General features: G+C 72.2%; 15 protein-coding genes. 7 read left to right on the top strand and 8 right to left on the bottom strand.

What is annotated here, in order from left to right:
- The first annotated feature begins 135 nt into the window (after window positions 1-135).
- Window positions 136-1554, top strand: a complete 1419-nt coding sequence (xylB, locus tag ACWD4U_RS32100) for a xylulokinase (RefSeq protein WP_363460870.1) — start codon at window positions 136-138, stop codon at window positions 1552-1554.
- A 131-nt stretch (window positions 1555-1685) separates the two neighbouring features.
- On the opposite strand, the gene ACWD4U_RS32095 is transcribed toward xylB, so the two are convergent.
- Window positions 1686-2711: a LacI family DNA-binding transcriptional regulator gene (locus tag ACWD4U_RS32095; RefSeq protein WP_363460868.1), complete on the bottom strand. Its 1026-nt coding sequence runs from the start codon at window positions 2709-2711 to the stop codon at window positions 1686-1688.
- 155 nt (window positions 2712-2866) lie between these two features.
- On the opposite strand from ACWD4U_RS32095, the gene ACWD4U_RS32090 reads away from it, so the two are divergent.
- The 5 genes from ACWD4U_RS32090 to ACWD4U_RS32070 all read left to right on the top strand — a co-directional run bounded on the left by ACWD4U_RS32090 (window position 2867) and on the right by ACWD4U_RS32070 (window position 9937).
- A complete protein-coding gene (locus ACWD4U_RS32090) occupies window positions 2867-4162 on the top strand; it encodes an ABC transporter substrate-binding protein (RefSeq protein WP_363460866.1) in 1296 nt (431 codons plus the stop codon).
- An 11-nt stretch (window positions 4163-4173) separates the two neighbouring features.
- Window positions 4174-5109, top strand: coding sequence for a carbohydrate ABC transporter permease (locus ACWD4U_RS32085; RefSeq protein WP_449787373.1), 936 nt, complete (start codon window positions 4174-4176; stop codon window positions 5107-5109).
- Window positions 5109-5927, top strand: coding sequence for a carbohydrate ABC transporter permease (locus ACWD4U_RS32080; RefSeq protein WP_363460865.1), 819 nt, complete (start codon window positions 5109-5111; stop codon window positions 5925-5927). Before ACWD4U_RS32085 ends, ACWD4U_RS32080 begins: the two co-directional genes overlap by 1 nt.
- Window positions 5928-5935: 8 nt before the next feature.
- Window positions 5936-8296, top strand: coding sequence for a beta-xylosidase/alpha-l-arabinosidase (locus ACWD4U_RS32075; protein ID WP_449787372.1), 2361 nt, complete (start codon window positions 5936-5938; stop codon window positions 8294-8296).
- Window positions 8297-8590: 294 nt separating this feature from the next.
- The gene (locus tag ACWD4U_RS32070) at window positions 8591-9937 is read left to right on the top strand and encodes an extracellular catalytic domain type 1 short-chain-length polyhydroxyalkanoate depolymerase (protein WP_363460863.1); all 1347 of its coding nucleotides are present in this window, start codon (window positions 8591-8593) and stop codon (window positions 9935-9937) included.
- An 84-nt stretch (window positions 9938-10021) separates the two neighbouring features.
- On the opposite strand, the gene ACWD4U_RS32065 is transcribed toward ACWD4U_RS32070, so the two are convergent.
- The 7 genes from ACWD4U_RS32065 to ACWD4U_RS32035 form a co-directional block, all read right to left on the bottom strand.
- Window positions 10022-11197 (bottom strand): endo-1,4-beta-xylanase, encoded by a 1176-nt coding sequence (locus ACWD4U_RS32065; protein ID WP_363460861.1) that lies wholly within the window; start codon window positions 11195-11197, stop codon window positions 10022-10024.
- Between the two features lie 288 nt (window positions 11198-11485).
- Complete coding sequence (locus ACWD4U_RS32060) at window positions 11486-12247, bottom strand: hypothetical protein (protein WP_363460859.1); 762 nt, start codon at window positions 12245-12247, stop codon at window positions 11486-11488.
- Entirely contained in the window at window positions 12244-12774 is a 531-nt protein-coding gene (locus ACWD4U_RS32055) for a SigE family RNA polymerase sigma factor (RefSeq protein ID WP_363460857.1), read from the bottom strand. Before ACWD4U_RS32055 ends, ACWD4U_RS32060 begins: the two co-directional genes overlap by 4 nt.
- A gap of 92 nt (window positions 12775-12866) precedes the next feature.
- A complete protein-coding gene (locus ACWD4U_RS32050; RefSeq protein WP_363460855.1) occupies window positions 12867-13409 on the bottom strand; it encodes an expansin EXLX1 family cellulose-binding protein in 543 nt (180 codons plus the stop codon).
- Window positions 13379-13840, bottom strand: coding sequence for a hypothetical protein (locus ACWD4U_RS32045; RefSeq protein ID WP_363460853.1), 462 nt, complete (start codon window positions 13838-13840; stop codon window positions 13379-13381). Before ACWD4U_RS32045 ends, ACWD4U_RS32050 begins: the two co-directional genes overlap by 31 nt.
- 206 nt (window positions 13841-14046) lie before the next feature.
- Entirely contained in the window at window positions 14047-16815 is a 2769-nt protein-coding gene (locus tag ACWD4U_RS32040) for a glycoside hydrolase family 9 protein (RefSeq protein WP_363460851.1), read from the bottom strand.
- A gap of 21 nt (window positions 16816-16836) precedes the next feature.
- Window positions 16837-17220 (bottom strand): RICIN domain-containing protein, encoded by a 384-nt coding sequence (locus ACWD4U_RS32035; protein ID WP_449787371.1) that lies wholly within the window; start codon window positions 17218-17220, stop codon window positions 16837-16839.
- A 608-nt stretch (window positions 17221-17828) separates the two neighbouring features.
- On the opposite strand from ACWD4U_RS32035, the gene ACWD4U_RS32030 reads away from it, so the two are divergent.
- On the top strand, window positions 17829-18806 hold the full coding sequence (locus ACWD4U_RS32030; protein WP_363460847.1) for an ABC transporter substrate-binding protein: 978 nt from the start codon (window positions 17829-17831) through the stop codon (window positions 18804-18806).
- Window positions 18807-18881 lie beyond the last annotated feature (75 nt).

Here is an 18881-nt window from a genome sequence, read left to right as displayed (position 1 = left end):
CGGCGGGGGTGGGGGAGAGCTGCGTCATCGACTGCTCCAAGGGATTCTCGTGGTGCGGGAGACCTATTCGTCAGGCCGGAAGACAAATTAGTATGCCCAGGTCGAGACAGCAAGGGACACCACGAGGAGATCCTGATGGGCACGCAGCGAGTTGTGATCGGGGTCGACAGTTCGACCCAGTCCACCAAGGCGCTGGCCGTGGACGCGGACACGGGCGAGGTGCTGGGCCAAGGACGGGCCGCGCACACCGTCACCGGGACCGGCGGGGCGCGCGAGAGCGATCCGGAGCAGTGGTGGTCGGCGTTCGTCGAGGCGGTCGCGGCCACCGGGTGGGCGGGCCGGGCGGAGGCCGTGTCGGTCGGCGGGCAGCAGCACGGCCTGGTGACCCTGGACGCGAACGGTGCGCCGGTGCGACCCGCGATGCTCTGGAACGACACGCGGTCGGCGGCGCAGGCCGAGCGGCTGGTCGCCGAGCGGGGGCCGCGGTGGTGGGCGGAGCGGGTCGGCAGCGTTCCGGGGGCGTCGTTCACCGCATCGAAGTGGGCCTGGCTCCGGGAGAACGAGCCCGCCGCGGCGGCGGCGACCCGGCGGATCCGGCTCCCGCACGACTTCCTGACGGAGCGTCTGACCGGCCAGGGCACGACCGACCGCGGCGACGCGTCGGGCACGGCCTGGTGGACCTCGGACGGGTACGACGCGGAGATCCTCGACGCGCTGGGGCTGAGCGTGCGTCAACTTCCGCGGGTGGTGGAGCCGGGGGAGAGCGCGGGCACTGTGCGGGCGGGCGGCCCGCTGCGGGAGGGTACGAGGGTCGCGCCGGGCACGGGCGACAACATGGCCGCCGCGCTGGGGCTGGGGCTCACGCCCGGCACCCCCGTGCTCAGCCTGGGGACCTCGGGGACGGTCTACGCGGTCACCCGGGGGCGCCCGGTGGACGCGACCGGAACGGTGGCGGGCTTCGCGGACGCGCTCGGCGGCTGGCTGCCACTGGCGTGCACGCTGAACTGCACGCTCGCCGTGGACCGGGTCGCCGCCCTGCTCGGACGCGGACGCGAGGACGTCGAACCCGGCGGCACTGCCGTCGTCCTGCCGTACCTGGACGGCGAGCGGACCCCCGACCTGCCGTACGCGGCCGGGCTGTTCCACGGTATCCGGCACGACACCACGCCCGGGCACCTGCTCCAGGCCGCCTACGACGGCGCGGCGTACTCGCTGCTGGCCGCGCTGGACGAGGTCCTGCGAGCCGGGGGCGAGGCCGCGGCCGACGGGCGGCCGCTGCTGCTCATCGGCGGGGGAGCGCAGGGCGCGGCGTGGCAGCGGACGGTGCTGAGGCTGTCGGGGCGGCCGGTCCAGGTGCCGCGGGCGCGGGAGTTGGTCGCGCTGGGGGCGGCGGCGCAGGCCGCGGCACTGGTCACCGGGGAGGCCCCGGACGAGGTCGCGCGCCGTTGGCGCACGGCGGACGGACCGGTGCTGGACCCCCTGCCCCGGGACACGGAGGCCCTGGAGCGGCTGGACCGGACCCTGCGCCGGGCCGGCGCGCTGCTGGCGGAGTGAGGCCGGCCCCGGGCCGGCTCACCCGGCCGGTGGCCCGGAGTGCCGCGCGCCCGGGCCCGACCCCGACCGGTTCGAAAGTTTCGAAAGCTGTGGGAAGGGCCCGGGCCGAGGGGCGGCCCGGCCCGGTCGGGTCAGGGCCGAGCGGGCGCGACGGTGCTGGAGCGCACCACCAGGGTGGTCGCCAGTTCGAGGCGGGTGGGCGCCGCCGGGGCCTCCCCGCTGCGGAGGGCGAGGATCAGGCGGGTCGCCTGCTCGGCCATCTCGCGCAGGGGCTGGCGGACGGTGGTCAGCGCCGGGCTGGTCCACTTCGCGATGTCCAGGTCGTCGTAGCCGACGACGGACAGGTCCTCGGGCACGCGCAGGCCGCAGACCCGGGCGGCCTCCATGACGCCCAGCGCCTGCAGGTCGCTGCCGGCGAAGATCGCGGTGGGTCGGTCGGGGAGCTCCAACAGGCGCTTGGCCTGGGCGAATCCGCCCTCGGCGTGGAAGTCGCCGAACGCGGTCAGCTCGGGGTCCACCCCCAGGCCGGCCATGGACATCGCGGAGCGGTAGCCGTCCAGCCGGGCCAGCGAGCAGAGGGTGTCCGCCGGGCCGGTGACGATGGCGATGCGCCGGTGGCCGAGCTCGACCAGGTGCCGGGTGGCGGCGAGGCCGCCGGCCCAGTTGGCCGAGCCCACCGAGGGCACGTCCGGATCGGGGTTGCCGGCCGGGTCGATGATCACGAACGGGATGGACCGCGCGCGCAGTTGGCGCTTCAGCTCGGGCGGCAGGCTGGAGAAGACCAGTACGACGCCCAGCGGTCGCCGGCGCAGCACCGCCTCGATCCACTCCGGCCCCGGGGCGTGGCGCGAGCCGCTGTGGGTGACCACGACCGCCGCACCGTGCTCGTTCGCCACCGCCTCGACGCCGCGCAGGAGTTCCATCGCCCAGAGGCTGTCGAGCTCGTGGAAGACGATCTCCACGAGGGGCGCCTCACCGCTGCTGCGGGCGGCGCGCTGGTAGTCGTGGGCGCGAAGGACCTGCTCGACGCGGAAGCGGGTGGACGCCGAGACGTCGGTGCGGCCGTTGAGAACCTTCGAAACCGTCGAAACGGAGACCTCGGCCTCGCGGGCGACGTCCGCGAGGGTCGCCCGTCCCAGTTCATCGCCCTTTTCCATGGACGCAGCATAGGGCACCGGCGGCGCAGGGCAGTTGGCGCATCACGCTTCAGTAACCCTCGGCACGAGGGGTTGACCCGAAACATCCTCGCAACTTAGCGTCCCGGCCAAGCGGGGATTTCGAGAAGCGGATCGAAACTTTTAGGAGAGTCCTGATGAAGAGACGCGCTTTCGCTGTTGCGCTCGGTCTGACCACGGCCATGGTGGCGCTGACCGCCTGCGGCAGCGGCGGTTCCTCCTCCGCCGGCGGGGACTCCGGCACGATCCACGTCCTGGTCTACGGGGACGCCAGCAACAAGGTCGAGAAGCAGATCGTCGACACCTTCAACAAGACGTCGAAGGTCAAGGCCGTCCTGGACACCATCCCGGGCGCGGACTACCAGGCCAAGCTCAACACCATCATCAACACCCCCCAGGCGCCGGACGTCTTCTTCAACTGGGGCGGCGGCAGCATCCAGCCGTACGTGAAGTCCGACCTGCTGCTCCCGCTGGACGACATGATCGCCGCGGACCCGGGGCTGAAGGGCAACTTCCTGACCTCGGTGTTCAACACCGCGGTGATCGACGGCAAGTCCTACGGCATCCCGATGCGCGGCACCCAGCCCGTGCTGCTCTTCAACAACAAGAAGGTGCTGGCCGACGCCGGCCTGAGCGTCCCGAAGACCTGGGACGAGTTGCTGAGCGCCGTCCAGACGCTCAAGGCCAAGGGCATCACCCCGTTCGCCCTCGGCGGCGGCGACCAGTGGCCGACCCTGATGTGGTACGAGTACGTCTTCGACCGCGTCGCGGGCCCCGAGCTGTTCCAGAAGGCGCTGTCCGGCGACAAGAGCGCCTGGGAGAGCGACGACGCCAAGAAGGCGCTGGGCATGCTCAAGCAGCTGGTCGACGCGGGTGCGTTCGGGTCGAACTTCGACTCGGTCAAGTTCACCGACGGCGGCTCCCCGGCCCTGCTGGCCAAGGGCAAGGCGGCGTTCGAGCTGATGGGCTCCTGGGAGTACGCCACCCAGCAGGACGCCAACCCCGACTTCACCAAGACCAGCCTCGGCTACAGCAACTTCCCGAGCATCGCCGGCGGCAAGGGCGACCCGTCCAACGTGGTCGGCAACACCAACAACTTCTACTCGGTGCTGAAGAAGAGCAAGCACCCCGAGGCGGCCGCCGCCTTCCTGAAGCTCATGTACTCCGACGAGTTCGTGAAGGCCCAGCTGGCGATCGGCAACCTGCCGACCACCACCAACACCGAGCAGTTCCTCGGCACCGCGGCCAACCCCGACTACTCGAAGTACCAGTACAACCTGGTCAAGGCCGCCCCGTCGTTCCAGCTCTCCTGGGACCAGGCGTACCCGCCGGCCGCCAACACGCCGATCCACACCGCCGTCCAGCAGTTCTTCAACGGCAAGCTCGACGTGGACGGCTTCATCAAGGCCATGCAGGCCCTGCCCGCCTCCTGAGACGAATCGCCATGAGTGCACTCTCCTTCGTGTCCGCGTCCGGTCGTCGCCTGCGGGCGGAGCGCCGGACCGGCGTCGGGGTGACCCGCCCGGGCCTTGCCTGGGCGGTGCCCGCGACCGTGTTCTTCCTGATGTTTGCAATCGTGCCGCTGCTGCTGGTGGCGGTGCTCTCCTTCACCAGCTGGAACGGTGTCGACGCCCCCCGGTTCAACGGCCTCGCCAACTGGACCAAGCTGCTGCACGACCCGGTGATGACGCAGAGCATCTGGCTGACCCTGGTGCTCACCGTGGCCGGCGCGGTCGTGCAGACCCCGGTGAGCATCCTGCTGGGCGTGTGGGCGGCCGGCCACCAGCGCAACCGCGCCGTGCTGTCCGCGATCTTCTTCGTCCCGCTGCTGCTGTCCGCGACCGCGATCTCGGTGGTCTGGCGCGCCATCCTGGACCCCAACTTCGGCGTGCCCTCGCAGATGCAGTGGCTGTTCGGCGACGGCAACCTGATGGGCAGTCAGAGCGGTGCCATCGCGGTGCTCACCTTCGTCGGCATGTGGCAGTGGACGCCCATGCACGCCCTGCTCTACCAGGGCGGCGCCCGGGCGATCCCCCGGGTGCTCTACCAGGCGGCGTCGATCGACGGCGCCGGCAAGGTGCGGCAGTTCTTCCACATCACCCTGCCGCAGCTGCGCAACACGATGATCACCTCGGTCATCCTGATGCTGGTCGGCGGTCTCACCACCTTCGACACCGTCCTCATCCTGACCCAGGGCGGCCCGGGCACCGACACCACCAACAGCGCCTTCTACATGTACCAACAGGCGTTCAAGAGCTTCGACTTCGGCGCGGGCTCGGCCATCGCCCTGGTCCTCGTGGTGGTCGCCACCCTGATCTCGCTCGCCGTCGTGCGCCTGTCCGGCTACGACAAGATGCGCAGCACCACGGAGGGACTGTGATGCGACGGCGCCCCAACTACCTCGCCGGGCTCGGCTCGCTGGTCTGGCTGGCCCTGGTCGGCTTCCCGCTGTACGTCCTGCTGATCTCGACGTTCCGCACCCGCTCCAACTACTCCTCGCAGGGGCCGCTCACCTTCCCCTCCGAGCTGACCCTGCAGAACTACGTCGACGACTTCTCCAACGGGTTCGGCCAGGACTTCCTCAACACGCTCCTGGTCACCGTGAGCGTGGTCGCGATCGTGCTGCTCGTCGTGCCCCCGCTCGCCTACGCCATCGTGCGGGCCCGGGGCAGGACGATCGGCACGGTGTTCCGGATCTTCCTGCTGGGCCTGGCGATCCCGGCGCAGGCCGTGATCGTGCCGATGTTCTACGTCATCAGCAAGGCCGGCCTCTACGACAACCTGCTCGGCATCATCCTGCCCACCGCGGCGTTCTGCCTGCCGGTGTGCACCCTGGTCCTCACCGGTGCCATGCGCGACATCACCGGCGAGCTCTACGAGGCCATGGCCATGGACGGCGCCACCCCGTGGCGGGTGTTCTGGCAGCTGGTGGTGCCGCTGTCCAAGGGCGGCCTGTCGTCCGTCGTGGTCTTCGCCGCCCTGCAGGCGTGGAACGGCTTCCTGTTCCCGCTGATCCTCACCCAGTCGGAGAGCACCAAGGTCATCACCCTCGGCCTGTACAACTTCCAGACTGAGCACGGCGTCGACGTGCCCGGCCTGCTCAGCGCCGTCGTGCTGTCGATGCTCCCGATCTTCATCGTCTACCTGTTCGCCCGACGCGCCTTGGTCCAGGGCCTCATGGGCGTCGGAGGAAAGTGACCGGCAACATGAACCTGGCCCTCCCGTCCGCTGCCCCCACCACCCGCTGGCGCGACCGCGCGCTCAGCCCCGAGGAACGTGCCGACTCCCTGATCGCCGAGATGACGCTGCCGGAGAAGCTGGCCCAGCTCGTCGGCGTCTGGGTCGGCGCCTCCGACGAGGGCGGCGACGTCGCCCCGCACCAGCACGACATGGAGGAGCCGCCCGACCTCGACGACCTGCTCCCGTCCGGCCTCGGCCAGTTGACCCGGCCGTTCGGCACGGTGCCGGTCGACCCGGCGCTGGGCGCGCTCTCGCTGGCCCGCAGCCAGCAGCGCATCGCCGCCGCCAACCGCTTCGGGATACCCGCCCTCGCGCACGAGGAGTGCCTCGCCGGCTTCGCCGCCTGGGGCGCCACCGCCTACCCGGTGCCGCTCTCCTGGGGCGCCACCTTCGACCCCGACCTGATCCGCCGGATGGCCGCCGCGATCGGCCGCGACATGCGCGCGGTCGGCGTCCACCAGGGCCTGTCCCCGGTCCTCGACGTCGTCCGCGACGCCCGCTGGGGCCGGGTCGAGGAGACCATCGGCGAAGACCCGTACCTGGTCGGCACGGTGGCCACCGCCTACGTGCAGGGCCTGGAGTCCGCCGGGATCGTCGCCACGCTCAAGCACTTCGCCGGCTACTCCGCCTCGCGAGCCGGACGCAACCTCGCCCCCGTCGGCATGGGCGCGCGCGAGCGAGCCGACGTGATCCTGCCGCCCTTCGAGATGGCGGTGCGCGAGGGCCGGCCCCGCTCGGTCATGCACGCCTACACCGACACCGACGGCGTGCCCTCGGCCGCCGACGAGGCCCTGCTGACCGAACTGCTGCGCGACACCTGGGGCTTCGAGGGGACCGTGGTCGCCGACTACTTCGGCATCGCCTTCCTCAAGGTGCTGCACGGCGTCGCCGGGGACTGGGCCGAGGCCGCCGCCCTCGCCCTGGCCAGCGGCGTCGACGTGGAACTGCCCACCGTCAAGACCTTCGGCGAGCCGCTGCTGCGCGCCGTCGAGGACGGCACCGTGCCCGAGGCGCTGGTCGACCGGGCGCTGCGCCGGGTCCTGGTGCAGAAGGTCCAACTCGGCCTGCTGGACCCGGACTGGGACGCCGTCCCGACCGCCCTGGCCGGCCTCCCGCTGGACGACCCGCAGGCGCTGCGCGGCGCGGTCGACCTGGACCGCCCCGAGAACCGCTCGCTGGCCCGGGAGATCGCCGAGCAGGCCGTGGTGCTGCTGCGCAACGACGGCACCCTGCCGCTGCGCAGCCCGCGCCGGATCGCCCTGATCGGCCCCAACGCCGAGACCCCGACCTCGGTGCTGGGCTGCTACGCCTTCCCCGTGCACGTCGGCAGCCAGCACCCCGACATCCCGGCGGGCATCGAACTGCCCACGCTGCGCCAGGCGTTGGCGGCCGAGTTCCCCGGCAGCGAGATCTGGACGGCGGCCGGGGCGAGCGTCGACGGGCCGGACACCTCCGGTTTCGCCGAGGCACTCGAGGCGGCCCGCCGGGCCGATGTCGTGATCGTCGCCCTCGGCGACCGGGCCGGCCTGTTCGGGCGCGGCACCAGCGGCGAGGGCTGCGACGTCGAATCGCTTGAACTGCCGGGCGTGCAGCAGCAGTTGCTCGACGCGCTGCTGGACACCGGCAAGCCCGTGGTGCCGGTGCTGCTGGCCGGGCGCCCCTACGCCCTGGGGCGCGCGGTGACCGAGTCGGCGGCCCTCGTGCAGACGTTCTTCCCCGGCGAGGCCGGGACCGAGGCGGTCGCCGCGGTGCTCAGCGGCCGGACCAACCCCTCGGGCCGACTGCCCGTCAGCATCCCGGCCCGCCCCGGCGTCCAGCCCTCCACCTACCTCGGGGCCCGCCTGGCCGGACCCAGCGAGGTGTCCAGCACCGACCCCACCCCGGCGTTCGGCTTCGGCCACGGCATCGGCTACACCGCCTTCGCCTGGACCGACCTGACGGTGGAACAGGCCGGCGCCGCGACCGACGGCACGGTCGAGCTCTCCTTCACCCTGCGCAACACCGGGGAGCGCAGCGGCAGCGAGACCGTCCAGCTCTACCTGCACGACCCGGTCGCCAGCGTCGTCCAGCCGGTGCAGCGGCTGATCGGGTACCGGCGGATCACCCTCGACGCGGGCCAGGAGACCCGTGTGCGGATCGGCGTCCCCGCCGACCTCGCGTCCTTCACCGGGCGCGACGGCCGGCGCATCGTGGAGCCCGGCGAGCTGGAGCTGCGGATCGCCGCCTCCAGCACCGACGTCCGGCTCACCGCCACCGTCCGGCTGGACGGACCGGTCCGCGTCCTGGACCACACCCGGCGCCTGCACGCGGACCTCCGCACCGCCTGACCCGTCGTCACCAACGGCCGCCGGCCGCACCCTTCACCGGGCGCGACCGGCGGCCGACGCACGTCGCCCGCCCGTCCGCCACCGGACCCCGGCGTGGAACTTTCACGGCGGACGGCGGGAGCACGGCCGGGCGGGCCGCGAACGCGCAGGCCGTGGGGCCGGTGCGAGCCGCCCGCCGCGGAGCCCCGGCGGGTCGTTGACGGCGGCGGCGGGAGCGCCCGAGCATCGGGGGTGTCTTCCGCGGCGGCGCCGGAACTCCCTCGACATCCACGGCGATTCCTACGGAGAGGTCCCATGTTCCGAATCCGCTCGCTCGCGTCCCGGCTGCTCGGCACCGCCGCCGCGCTCGGCCTCGCGCTGGGCCTGAGCCTGCAGGCCGTCCCCCCGGCCGCGGCCGCCTCGCTGACCCAGATCACGAACTTCGGCACCAACCCGACCGGCCTGCAGATGAACCTGTACGTGCCGGCCGGCGTCAAGGCCAACCCGCCGATCCTGCTGGCCCTGCACGGGTGTCAGGGGTCGGGCCCCTACCTGTACTCGAGCACCGACTTCGGGTCGCTGGCCGACCAGTACGGGTTCCTCGTCATCTACCCCTCGACCAACCCCGGCGGAAGCTGCTGGGACGTCTCCTCCGACCAGGCGCTGACCCGGGGCGGCGGCAGTGACCCGGTCGGGCTGATGTCGATGATCACCTACACCGAGCAGCACTACGGCGGCAACCCCAACGCCGTGTACGTGACCGGGGAGTCGTCCGGCGGGATGATGACCAACGTGATGCTCGCCGACTACCCCGACGTGTTCAAGGCGGGCGCGGCGTTCATGGGAGTGCCCTACCACTGCTTCGCCACCGGCACGGTGCGCGGCTGGAACGGGCCCTGCGCCCAGGGCCAGGTGTCGATGTCCCCGCAGCAGTGGGGCGGCCTGGTGCGGGCGGCGGACCCGGGCTACACCGGTCCGCGGCCGCGCGTGCAGCTCTGGCACGGCACCGCCGACACCATCCTGAACTACAACAACCTCGGTGAAGAGATCAAGCAGTGGACCGACGTCCTCGGGGTGGGCCAGACCCCGTCGGCCACGGACAGCCCGGCGGCGAACTGGACCCGCACGCGGTACGCCAACAGCGCCGGCACCACCCAGGTCGAGGCGTACGCCATCTCCGGCGCCGGGCACCAACTGCCGGTCCAGGGAACCGCGATGGCCGCCAACGCGATCCACTTCATGGGTCTGGACGCGAGCTCCTCCGGCGGCGGCACGACCGGCGCGCTGCGCGCGGTGGGCGCGGGCAAGTGCCTGACCGACCCGAACACCGCGCTGGGCACCCAGCAGCTGATCAACGGCTGCAACGGCGCCGCCAACCAGACCTGGACCCGGACCGCGTCGAACCAGCTGACGGTGACCGTGGGCGGCACCACCCTGTGCCTGGACGCCAACGCCAAGGGCACCACCAACGGCACCAAGGTGATCGTCTGGTCCTGCAACGGCCAGCCCAACCAGCAGTGGCAGGTGAACGCGAACGGCACCGTCACCGGCGTGCAGTCGGGCCTCTGTCTGGATGTCGCCGGCCTGGCCACCGCCGACGGCTCGCCCGTCCAGCTGTGGGGCTGCAGCGGCGGCAGCAACCAGCAGTGGAAGCTGGGCTGACAACCGCTCCGTACACGAGTGCCGGCCCGCAGCGGCGCCCCGTGGGGGTGAGCGCTGCCGCGGGCCGGCCGCCTCGGGGGGACGTCAGTGGTCCGAGGCGTCCCGGCCGCGGCGGTGTGCGGCGTCCGCGCCCAGGGCCAGGTCCTGCTGGAGGGCGACGTAGGCGGGCTTCGGCTTCATGGCGACGTCGTAGAGCAGGCCGTAGCCCGTCCCGCTGAAGGTGCCCGGAATCCAGGAGTCGCCGTCGTACACGCCCCAGGCGGTGAACGACACGCACTGCCGGACGAGCTGGCAGGCCTTCAGCATCTCGGAGAACTCGTACGGCTGGGCGAACGCGGCCAGCTGGCTGGTGGGGACCTGCTCCGTCGCGTTGTTGACGAAGGTGCGCACGTCCGCCTCGGTGACCGCGACCTTCAGCCCGAGGTCGGCGTAGGACTGCAGGTCGGCCTGGAAGCGCTGGGCGTCGAAGCCGTACTGGGTGTCCAGGTGCCCCTGCTCGCCGATCCCGTCGACCGGGACGCCCTGGGCCCGCAGCTTCGCGAAGTAGTCGTGGACGGCCGTGAACTTGGCGTTGGTGCCGTCCTGCCCGGCGATGTTGTAGTCGTTGTAGAACAGCAGGGCCTTCGGGTCGGCCTGGTGCGCCCAGCGGAAGGCGTCGGCGATGATGCCCTCGCCCAGGCGCTTGATCCAGAAGTCGTCGCCGTTGAGGCCGTTGGGCAGGGCGTTGGCGTCCCAGGAGTTGGCGAAGACCTCGTTGGCCACGTCCCACTGCCAGACCTTGCCGCGGAAGTGGCCGACCTCGTCCGTGATGTGCCGGTGGAGGATCTCGCGCAGCTGCGCGTTGCTGATGGTCCCGTCGTCGACGCCCGTGGTGAGCCAGGCCGGCAGCTGGTTGTGCCACAGCAGGGTGTGGCCGCGGACCGCCTGTCCGTGCTGCTGGGCGAACTGCACCAGCTGGTCGGCCGGGCCCCAGTCGTAGCTGCCCCGGCCCGGCTCCACCGCCTCCCACTTCATGGCGTTCTCCGGCGTGACGACGGAGAACTGGTCGGCGACGATGCCGGTGTACGCCTGGTCGGTCCCCAGGTGGGCCATGTCGACGGCGGTTCCGATCCGCAGGTTCTGCTGCGAACCCAGGGCGCGCAGCGAGTCGCCCGGTACCGACGGCGCCTTGTCCCCGGCGGCGGCCGCGATCGCGGACGGAACGAGCAGGAGGACGGCGGCCATACCGGCGGCGGCCGCGAGTGGGCGGCGTAGCTTCACGGTGAACTCCTCGAAAGTTTCGAAATCTGTATCGAACTTCCATGAAGCTAGTGCCGAAAATCCGCCGGAGTCAATCATCGTGCAAGCATCATGAGTTGCAGCTGGGCAGGCCGAACGTGCCGCAGGCGGCTGACGGTGCGCCGGTTTCCCGTGGTCAACGCCGTCCAGATGGCGGCGGATGCGGGCCAGGCGGGTACGTGGAAAGTTTGAGCTGGTGATTCGGTAGTTACCGATCTGCCCGCCGCACCGTGACGGTGCGGCGGGCAGGAGTGGGTCCGTGTGCAGGTGTCAGCCGGCGGTGAACCCGCCCCACACCGCCGCGGCGCCGCCCGCGCTTCGGGCGTCCACGCGGTAGGTGTCGCCCGCGGCGCTGCGCGTGCCGGCGGCGTGGTTGAACTGCGCGGCGAACTCATGCTGACCTGCGGGCACCGTCCGGCCCGCCTTCAGCACCCAGCGGTAGACCAGCACGCCGCCGCTCTCCTGCACGGTGACGGTGAAGTCGTCGTTCGGCAGGGTCCGCCAGTTGCCGGTGTCCCGGACGCTGCCGGTCTGCACGATGCGCACCTCCACCGTGAGTGCGCTGAGCGGCTGACCGGTCTTCAGCGTCAGGTTGTTCTGCTCCCAGTACACGGTGCTGTGCGGGTCCACCGCGCCGACCGACACCAGCGGCCCGTTCTGCGTCCGGGCCGTCGCGGACGGCGTCGGACGGGCGCTGCTCGGACCGGGGTTCGGCGCGGGGTTCGCGCCGCCGCCGGCCGAGGGCGTCGGGTCGGGGGTGGCCGTCTCGCTCGGCACCGCGGGGGCGGTGCTGGGCGCGGGCGGCGGGGTTCCGACGATGCCGGCGACGGCGAAGCCGCCGGTGGCCAGCAGGCCGGCCGCGGCGAGCACGGCGAGCGCCGCCTTCGGCCCGGACAACCCGAGGCGGCGAGGTCGGCGGCGGCTGACGGCGGGGGCGGCCGCGCCGCGCTCCATCCGGGCCAGGATGCGGGCCCGGTCGGGCTGATGGGCGTCGGCGGCCTCACGCAGCCGACGGGCGATCTCCTCGTTCACCGGGTCCTCCTTCCTGCCACCAGTTCGTCGGCCATCCGTGCGCCGAGCATCTTCTCCAGTTCGGACATCGCCTTCGAGGTCTGGCTCTTGACCGTACCGACCGATATGCCCAGCGCGGCCGCGGTCTCCTTCTCCGACAGGTCGAAGGCGTGCCGCAGCACCACGCACGCCCGCTTGCGGAACGGCAGCCGGGCGAGCGCCGCACGGACGTCCAGCACGGCCGCCACGTTCGGCCCCTCCACCTTCTCCGGGCCGCGCGACCAGAACAGGGCGATCCGCCGCCGCTCGCGGACCGCGCTGCGGATCCGCTCCCGCGCCATGTTGGCCACCACACCCCGAGCGTAGGCCAGTGGGTGGGCGGCTCCGCGCGCGCGGCCCCAGCTCTGCCACAGCGCCGTCAGCGCGTCCGCGGCGAGGTCGTCGGCGGCGTCCCGCTCACCGGTCAACATGTGGGCGAGACGGGCCAGTTCGGCGTAGTGGCGTTCGAAGAAGTCGTGGAACTCCGCGGACGCGTCATCGAGGACCATGTTCCCCGGTCGCCCCCTCCGTGCGATGTGCGCGTTAACAAGCGGCATGAGCGTAACAGTGCCCGGCCCCGCGCCGGTACGGACGTCGAGGGTCAATGCCGGGCGAACTGGACACGGGTCGGCTGCGCGACGTCCGGTTGCACGGTGAGCCCGTCGACGGTCAGGCGTTCCCCGTAGATGTCGGTGACCCGGATCGAGCCGCCGCACCCGGTGCCGTCGGCGGACAGGAAGTAGTTGTAGTCGGTGCGCGGCAACGGCCGCCAGCCGTCGCCCGCGCGGACCTCCAGCGTTGCCACGGGGTTGCGGTGGCCGATCACCTGGAGGCCGCACCAGTAGCGGCTGGAACCCGTCTTGTACCGGATGGCCAGCGGATCGACGGAGGCCGGGCTCAGCAGCGTCCAGGTGATCGAGAGCCGGCCGACGGACAGGTCGGCGAGGCGCGCGAACGCCTGCTGGCTGAGGTCGATCTGGCCGGGGGCGCAGGGCAGCGGGCACTCGTTGACGATCCGGACCGTCAGGGACTTCCCGTTGGCGGTGTTGATCTGCACGTACGCGCCGCACGCCCGGGACGTCTCGTAGTCCGTGTGGTTCATCGCCGCGACCATCATGTCGCCGCCGGAGGGCCGAACAGGCACGCGCCGTTCCCGTCGGCGGCCTCGTAGGCGGTGGCGACGCCCGGGTAGGAGACGCCCGGCTTGATCCGACCGGCCAGCGACGCCTGCGCGGGCGCGCGGTCACCGCCGCCGGGCGAGGCGGACGGCGCCGCCGAGCGGGACGGCGACGCGGAGGGGGCGGGGGACGAGGGCGGGGCGGACGCGGAAGCGCTCGTCGGGGGAGGGCTCGGGCTCTCGGCGGCCGTCGGGGTGTCGGCGGGGGAGGGAGCGCCGACGGAGGTCGTGGTGAGCGCGACCGGCACGGGACGCCCGGCCGCGGCGCCGCCTCCGGGCAGCAGGGTGACGGCCAGCCAGATGACGGCGCCGACGGCGATCAGGGCCGCGGGGACGCCCACGGTCAGCCGGCGGCGGCCGCGCAGGGGCGCGGCGGCGCCGTGCTTCGGGAAGCTCATGCGAATCCGTTCGGAGGGTTCGGGGTCGGTCGTGCGGTGCTGGGTTGCCGCCGCGGGCGGAAAGGTTGCCGCGACATCAGCCCGTAGTTGCCGCCGGCGCGGGAAAGGTTGCCGCGCGGCACGGAACCCGGAAATGGAGGCGGAGAGCACGCTGCCCGTCGCACCCCGAGGGGTACGACGGGCAGCGTGCTCTCCGGCGGAGAAGGTCAGTCGCAGACCGAGCCGTTCAGGGTGAACCGGGTCGGCGCCGCGTTCGTGCCCGAGTAGGTCGCCTGGAAGCCGAAGCTCGCGCTCGCACCGGGCGTCACGGTGCCGTTCCACCCGGCGTCGCGGGCCGTGACCGCGTTGCCCGACTGGCCCACCGTCGCGTTCCACGCGTTCGAGACCCGCTGGTCACCGGCGAAGGCCCAGCCCAGCGTCCAGCCCGAAACCGCCGAGGTGCCGGTGTTCTTGACGGTCACCGTCGCGGTGAAGCCGCTGCCCCAGGAGTTGTCCACCCGGTACGCCACGGCGCAGGACGCCGCCGGGGGCACGGGGTCGTCGTCCACCTCGGTCGCGGTGAACGACGCGCCCTGCACGCCCGGCCCGCCGACCGAGAACGCGGCGGAGCCGTTGGCCGAGTCCGCGTCCTGCGCGGCGGACACCGCGACCTGACGCACCGTCGACCAGTCGGCCGGCGTGAAGACCAGCGTCGAGGAGCCCGCCACGGAGAGGTCCGGGTCACCGGAGGCCCTGGCCACCGTCACCGTGACGCTCTGCGCGGGCGCCGAGGACAGCCGCACCCCCACCGCCGCCGAACCGCCCTCGGGCACCGACACCGCCGCGGGCACCACCTGCACGGCGGGCGTCGTCGGCGCGCTCCCGCGCTCCGCGGCGAACGCCGACAGCCAGGCCAGCGAGGCGTTCCAGTTGATCGCGACCTCGTTGGTGGAGTACGAGCCGATGTCGTCCACGTAGCACGCCGCCGGCGCGCAGCCGGTCAACTGCGCCTTGGCGACCGGGTCCTCCAGCGCCGCGTCCGGCCCGCCCGCGAAGGAGCCGGCCGGGGGGTGCGGGAGCGACGGGTCGTTCTGGTGCGCCCAGAACCGGTGGTGCTGGTTCTCGGAGGCCCGCGCGCCGTACCCGGTCACGTAGGAGCGGTCCAGGGCGTTGCGGCCCAGCAGGTAGTCCAGCGACTCCAGCGCGCCCGAGCGGTAGCGCTGCGCGCCGGTCAGCTCGTAGGCGACGGCCATCGTCATCGCGTTGTTGGCGACCTGACTGTTGGAGCCCCACACGTAGCCGTCGGCGGGGATCGGCACGGCGTAGCCCTGGCCCGCCATGGTCGTCAGGTAGCCGTCGGCGGCGGAGACCAGCAGGCCGCGCAGCCGGGTGACGTCGTCGGCGGGCAGGGCGACCCCGGGGACGGTGGCGAGGGTGATCCGGCCGAGCGTCGCGGTGCCGCCCCACCAGAAGCCGTCGACGGGCTTGGCGTGCCACGGGGAGGAGGTCACGGCGTCCCGGTACTGCGATTCGCCGGTGGTGGCCAGGAGTTCGGCGGCCGCCCAGTAGAACTCGTCCGACACGTCGGAGTCCTCGTAGGCACCGCCGCCGGTGTTGTCGGTCGCCGGGGCGAGCACGTTCGGGTTGGCCACGGCGGCCGCCCAGGCCCGGCGGGCCGCGGCCAGGCAGCGGCCGGCGAAGGCCGCGTCGTACGGCGCGTACACCCGGGCGCACTGCGCCGCGGTGGCCGCCAGGTTCAGCGTGGCCGCGGTCGAAGGGCGGTGCAACTCCCGCTTCTGGTCGTCGAGTTCAGGCCTGGTCGGAAGACCGGTCCACTGCGCGTCGTGCACCTTGTGGAAGGCCATGCCGGCCATCGGCCTGCCGTCCGGGACCTGCATCCGCAGCAGGAAGTCCAGCTCCCAGCGGGCCTCGTCCAGCACGTCCGGGACGCCGTTGCCGCGTTCCGGGACCCGCAGCGTCGAGTCGCCGACCGCCGACTCGTGGCCCGAACGGCGCGCCCGCTCGAAGGAGTTGACCAGTTCCCAGGTCGCGATGCCGCCGTTGACCACGTACTTGCCCTGGTCGCCGGCGTCGTACCAGCCGCCGCGGACGTCCTGCTGGTAGTCGCAGACCCCGGACTGGCACGGCACGCCGGTGTCGCCCTGGTTCGGAGCCACCCCCAGGTGCCCGGCCGGGCGGGCGTAGGCGCTGCCGGCCAGGGCCGCGTCGATCGCGATGCCGCTGCGCTGCTGGTAGAAGAACGACATGCTGTCGGCGCGCAGGCCGTCGTACAGCCCGGCCGAGAGGGCGAAGGGGTGACTGGCCTGGCCGCCGACGACCAGCGTGTAGCCGCTGCCGGAGCCGGTGTAGGCGCCGAAGTCCACCAGGTGCGTGGACTGGCCTGACGCCGCGTCGGCTCCGTGCACCGCGGTGGTACCCGAGGCGACCACGGTGCCGGCGGCGTCCCGCAGTTGCCAGGCGAGCGGGGCGGTGGCGGAGCTGACCACGGTGGCGCGCTTGGGACCGTCGGGCAGGTACCCGAGCTGGTTGACCCGGACCGGGACGTCGGAGGCCGCCGCGAGGGCGGGCGAGGCGGCCGCGCGCGCGGCCGGGGCCGTGAAGGCGGCCGTGGTGAGGCCGCCGAGCACCAGGGCGAGGCCGGTGAGTGCGGCGGCGGCGCGGCGGGGCACGCCGCGGACGGAGAGGGCGGGAGGCACGGGTGGGAGCCTTTCCTCGGTGGGGCAACAGCCGGGCGTCGGCCGGACCGAGCGGGAGGCCGGGCGACCTGACGGGGAGTGTGGGAGCGCTCCCAACCGCCATGAAGCCATCCCGGTCAGGGACAGGTCAAGACCCGCGGCGAAGACCCGCGGCCAGGACCGCGGTCGAGCGCCCACGTCGCCGACCGGGACGAGCTGCCACTGCTGGTTGGCGCCGTCCCGGTCGGCGTACTGGACGGCCTTGCCGCCGTCGGTGGTGGACGCTCCCTGGACCTCCATCGGCCTTGCCGCTGTACCGGTTCAGCAGGCGGGGAGGTAGCCGCCGGTCGAGTCGGCGAGGCGGAGGTGCTGGTTGGCGGCGTCGCGGTCGGTCCACTGGACGATGTCGGTACCGTCGGCGGTGGACCAGTTGTAGTCGTCCAGCACCCTGCCGGAGGTGCGGTTCTGCAGGCGGTGGTAGCCGTTGCCGGAGTCGAGGAACCGCCACTGGTGGTTCGCGGCGTCGGTGCGCGTCCACTGCGCCAGCGAAGAGCCGTCGGCGGTACCGAAGTTGTAGTCGTCGAGGGCCTTGCCACTGTTGTGGTTGACCGGCACGTACCACTTGGCCGGGTCGACCGTGGCGGCCGAGGCGCCGGTGGTGTCGACGGCGACCAGGAAGCCGGCCGGGAAGACCACCGAGAGCACCGCGGACAGCCGTGACCGTCAGCCGTGCCGCCGCGGGGCTGGTCCGGCCTTTCCGCGAGCGTTCATTGTCACCCTCCTGCGGGCGTGTTCGGGGCAGGACCGATCGGCCCTCGGCGCGAGGGCAGTGTGGGAGGTCCTGGGGCGGGGTAACCGGAGCTGATCGAGTGTTAGCGATAACAATCCGACGGGGCGTCCGGCCTGCGGCACGGAGAAAAGCATGGGGATGAAGGGGTGTCAAGGAGGTCCGCAGAGATCCGATCGGGCGACTGTGAGCAACCGTTCGCGCATGGCCCGCGGCGCGCGCCGGGCCGGATCGGGCGCGTCGGTCGACTCCGCTCCAGGTGGAGACCCCGGGTCGGCCGGGCGGGTCGCGATCGCCGCCGGCCGGCCGCGGTCCGAGCGGTGACGGTCAGTGAAGTCCGTTCGTCCTCATGGGAGTTTGCGGCTCCCCCGGGCGGGCGGCTGTCGCGCTCCCCCGGGTGGTCAAGATTGGGTAACGGGGTGTTAGAGGGCTTGTGGGGTCAAATGTGAGCGCTAACAATCACCACGAGCGAAACGGCGACGCCACATCGCGTTCACATGACCGATCCTCCGAGAGGAAGTCCGACATGTCCAAGAGAGCTGCGGCGGCCCTGGTCGCCGGTGCGATGGTCACCGTCCTCACCGCGTGCGGGTCCGGCGGCGGCGCGTCCGCAGACAAGGGCTCGCACAAGCTCGTCATGGGCTTCGCCCAGGTCGGCGCGGAGAGCGGATGGCGTACCGCGAACACCAAGTCCGTCCAGGACGCCGCGAAGAAGGCCGGCATCGAGCTGAAGTTCTCCGACGCGCAGCAGAAGCAGGAGAACCAGATCAAGGCGATCCGGTCCTTCATCCAGCAGAAGGTGGACGTCATCGCCTTCTCGCCGGTGGTGGAGTCCGGTTGGGACACCGTGCTGAAGGAGGCCAAGGACGCGCACATCCCGGTGATCCTCACCGACCGCGCGGTGGACTCCAAGGACGACTCGCTCTACGTCTCCTTCCTCGGCTCGGACTTCACCGAGGAGGGCAAGCGGGCCGGCGACTGGCTGGTGAAGGAGTACCAGGGCAAGTCCGGCGACGTGAACATCGTCGAGCTGCAGGGCACCACCGGCTCCGCGCCGGCCAACGACCGCCGGGCCGGCTTCGGCGACGTGATCAAGGCGGACCCGAAGTTCAAGGTGGTGGCCTCGCAGACCGGTGACTTCACCCGGGCCAAGGGCAAGGAGGTCATGCAGGCCTTCCTGAAGTCCCAGCCGAAGATCGACGTGCTGTACGCGCACAACGACGACATGGCGCTCGGCGCGATCCAGGCGATCGAGGAGGCGGGCAAGAAGCCCGGCACCGACATCAAGATCGTCTCGGTGGACGGCGTCAAGGACGCCTTCACCGCGATGAGCCAGGGCAAGATCAACGTCGACGTCGAGTGCAACCCGCTGCTCGGCGACCAGCTGATGGACCTGGCGAAGAAGGTCAAGGCGGGTGAGCAGGTGCCCAAGCGGATCAAGACCGAGGAGGGCGTCTTCACCCAGGACCAGGCCGCCGCCGCGCTGCCGAACCGCCAGTACTGACCGCCCCGGCCGTACGGGGAGCGCTCGGCGGAGCGCTCCCCGTACGGCGGAGCGCCCGTCGAGCGGCCCGCCGAC

The organism is Kitasatospora sp. NPDC002522 (assembly GCF_053595195.1).
Note: the sequence above shows the minus strand (reverse complement) of the source record. Positions and strands in the feature narration are given on the sequence as shown.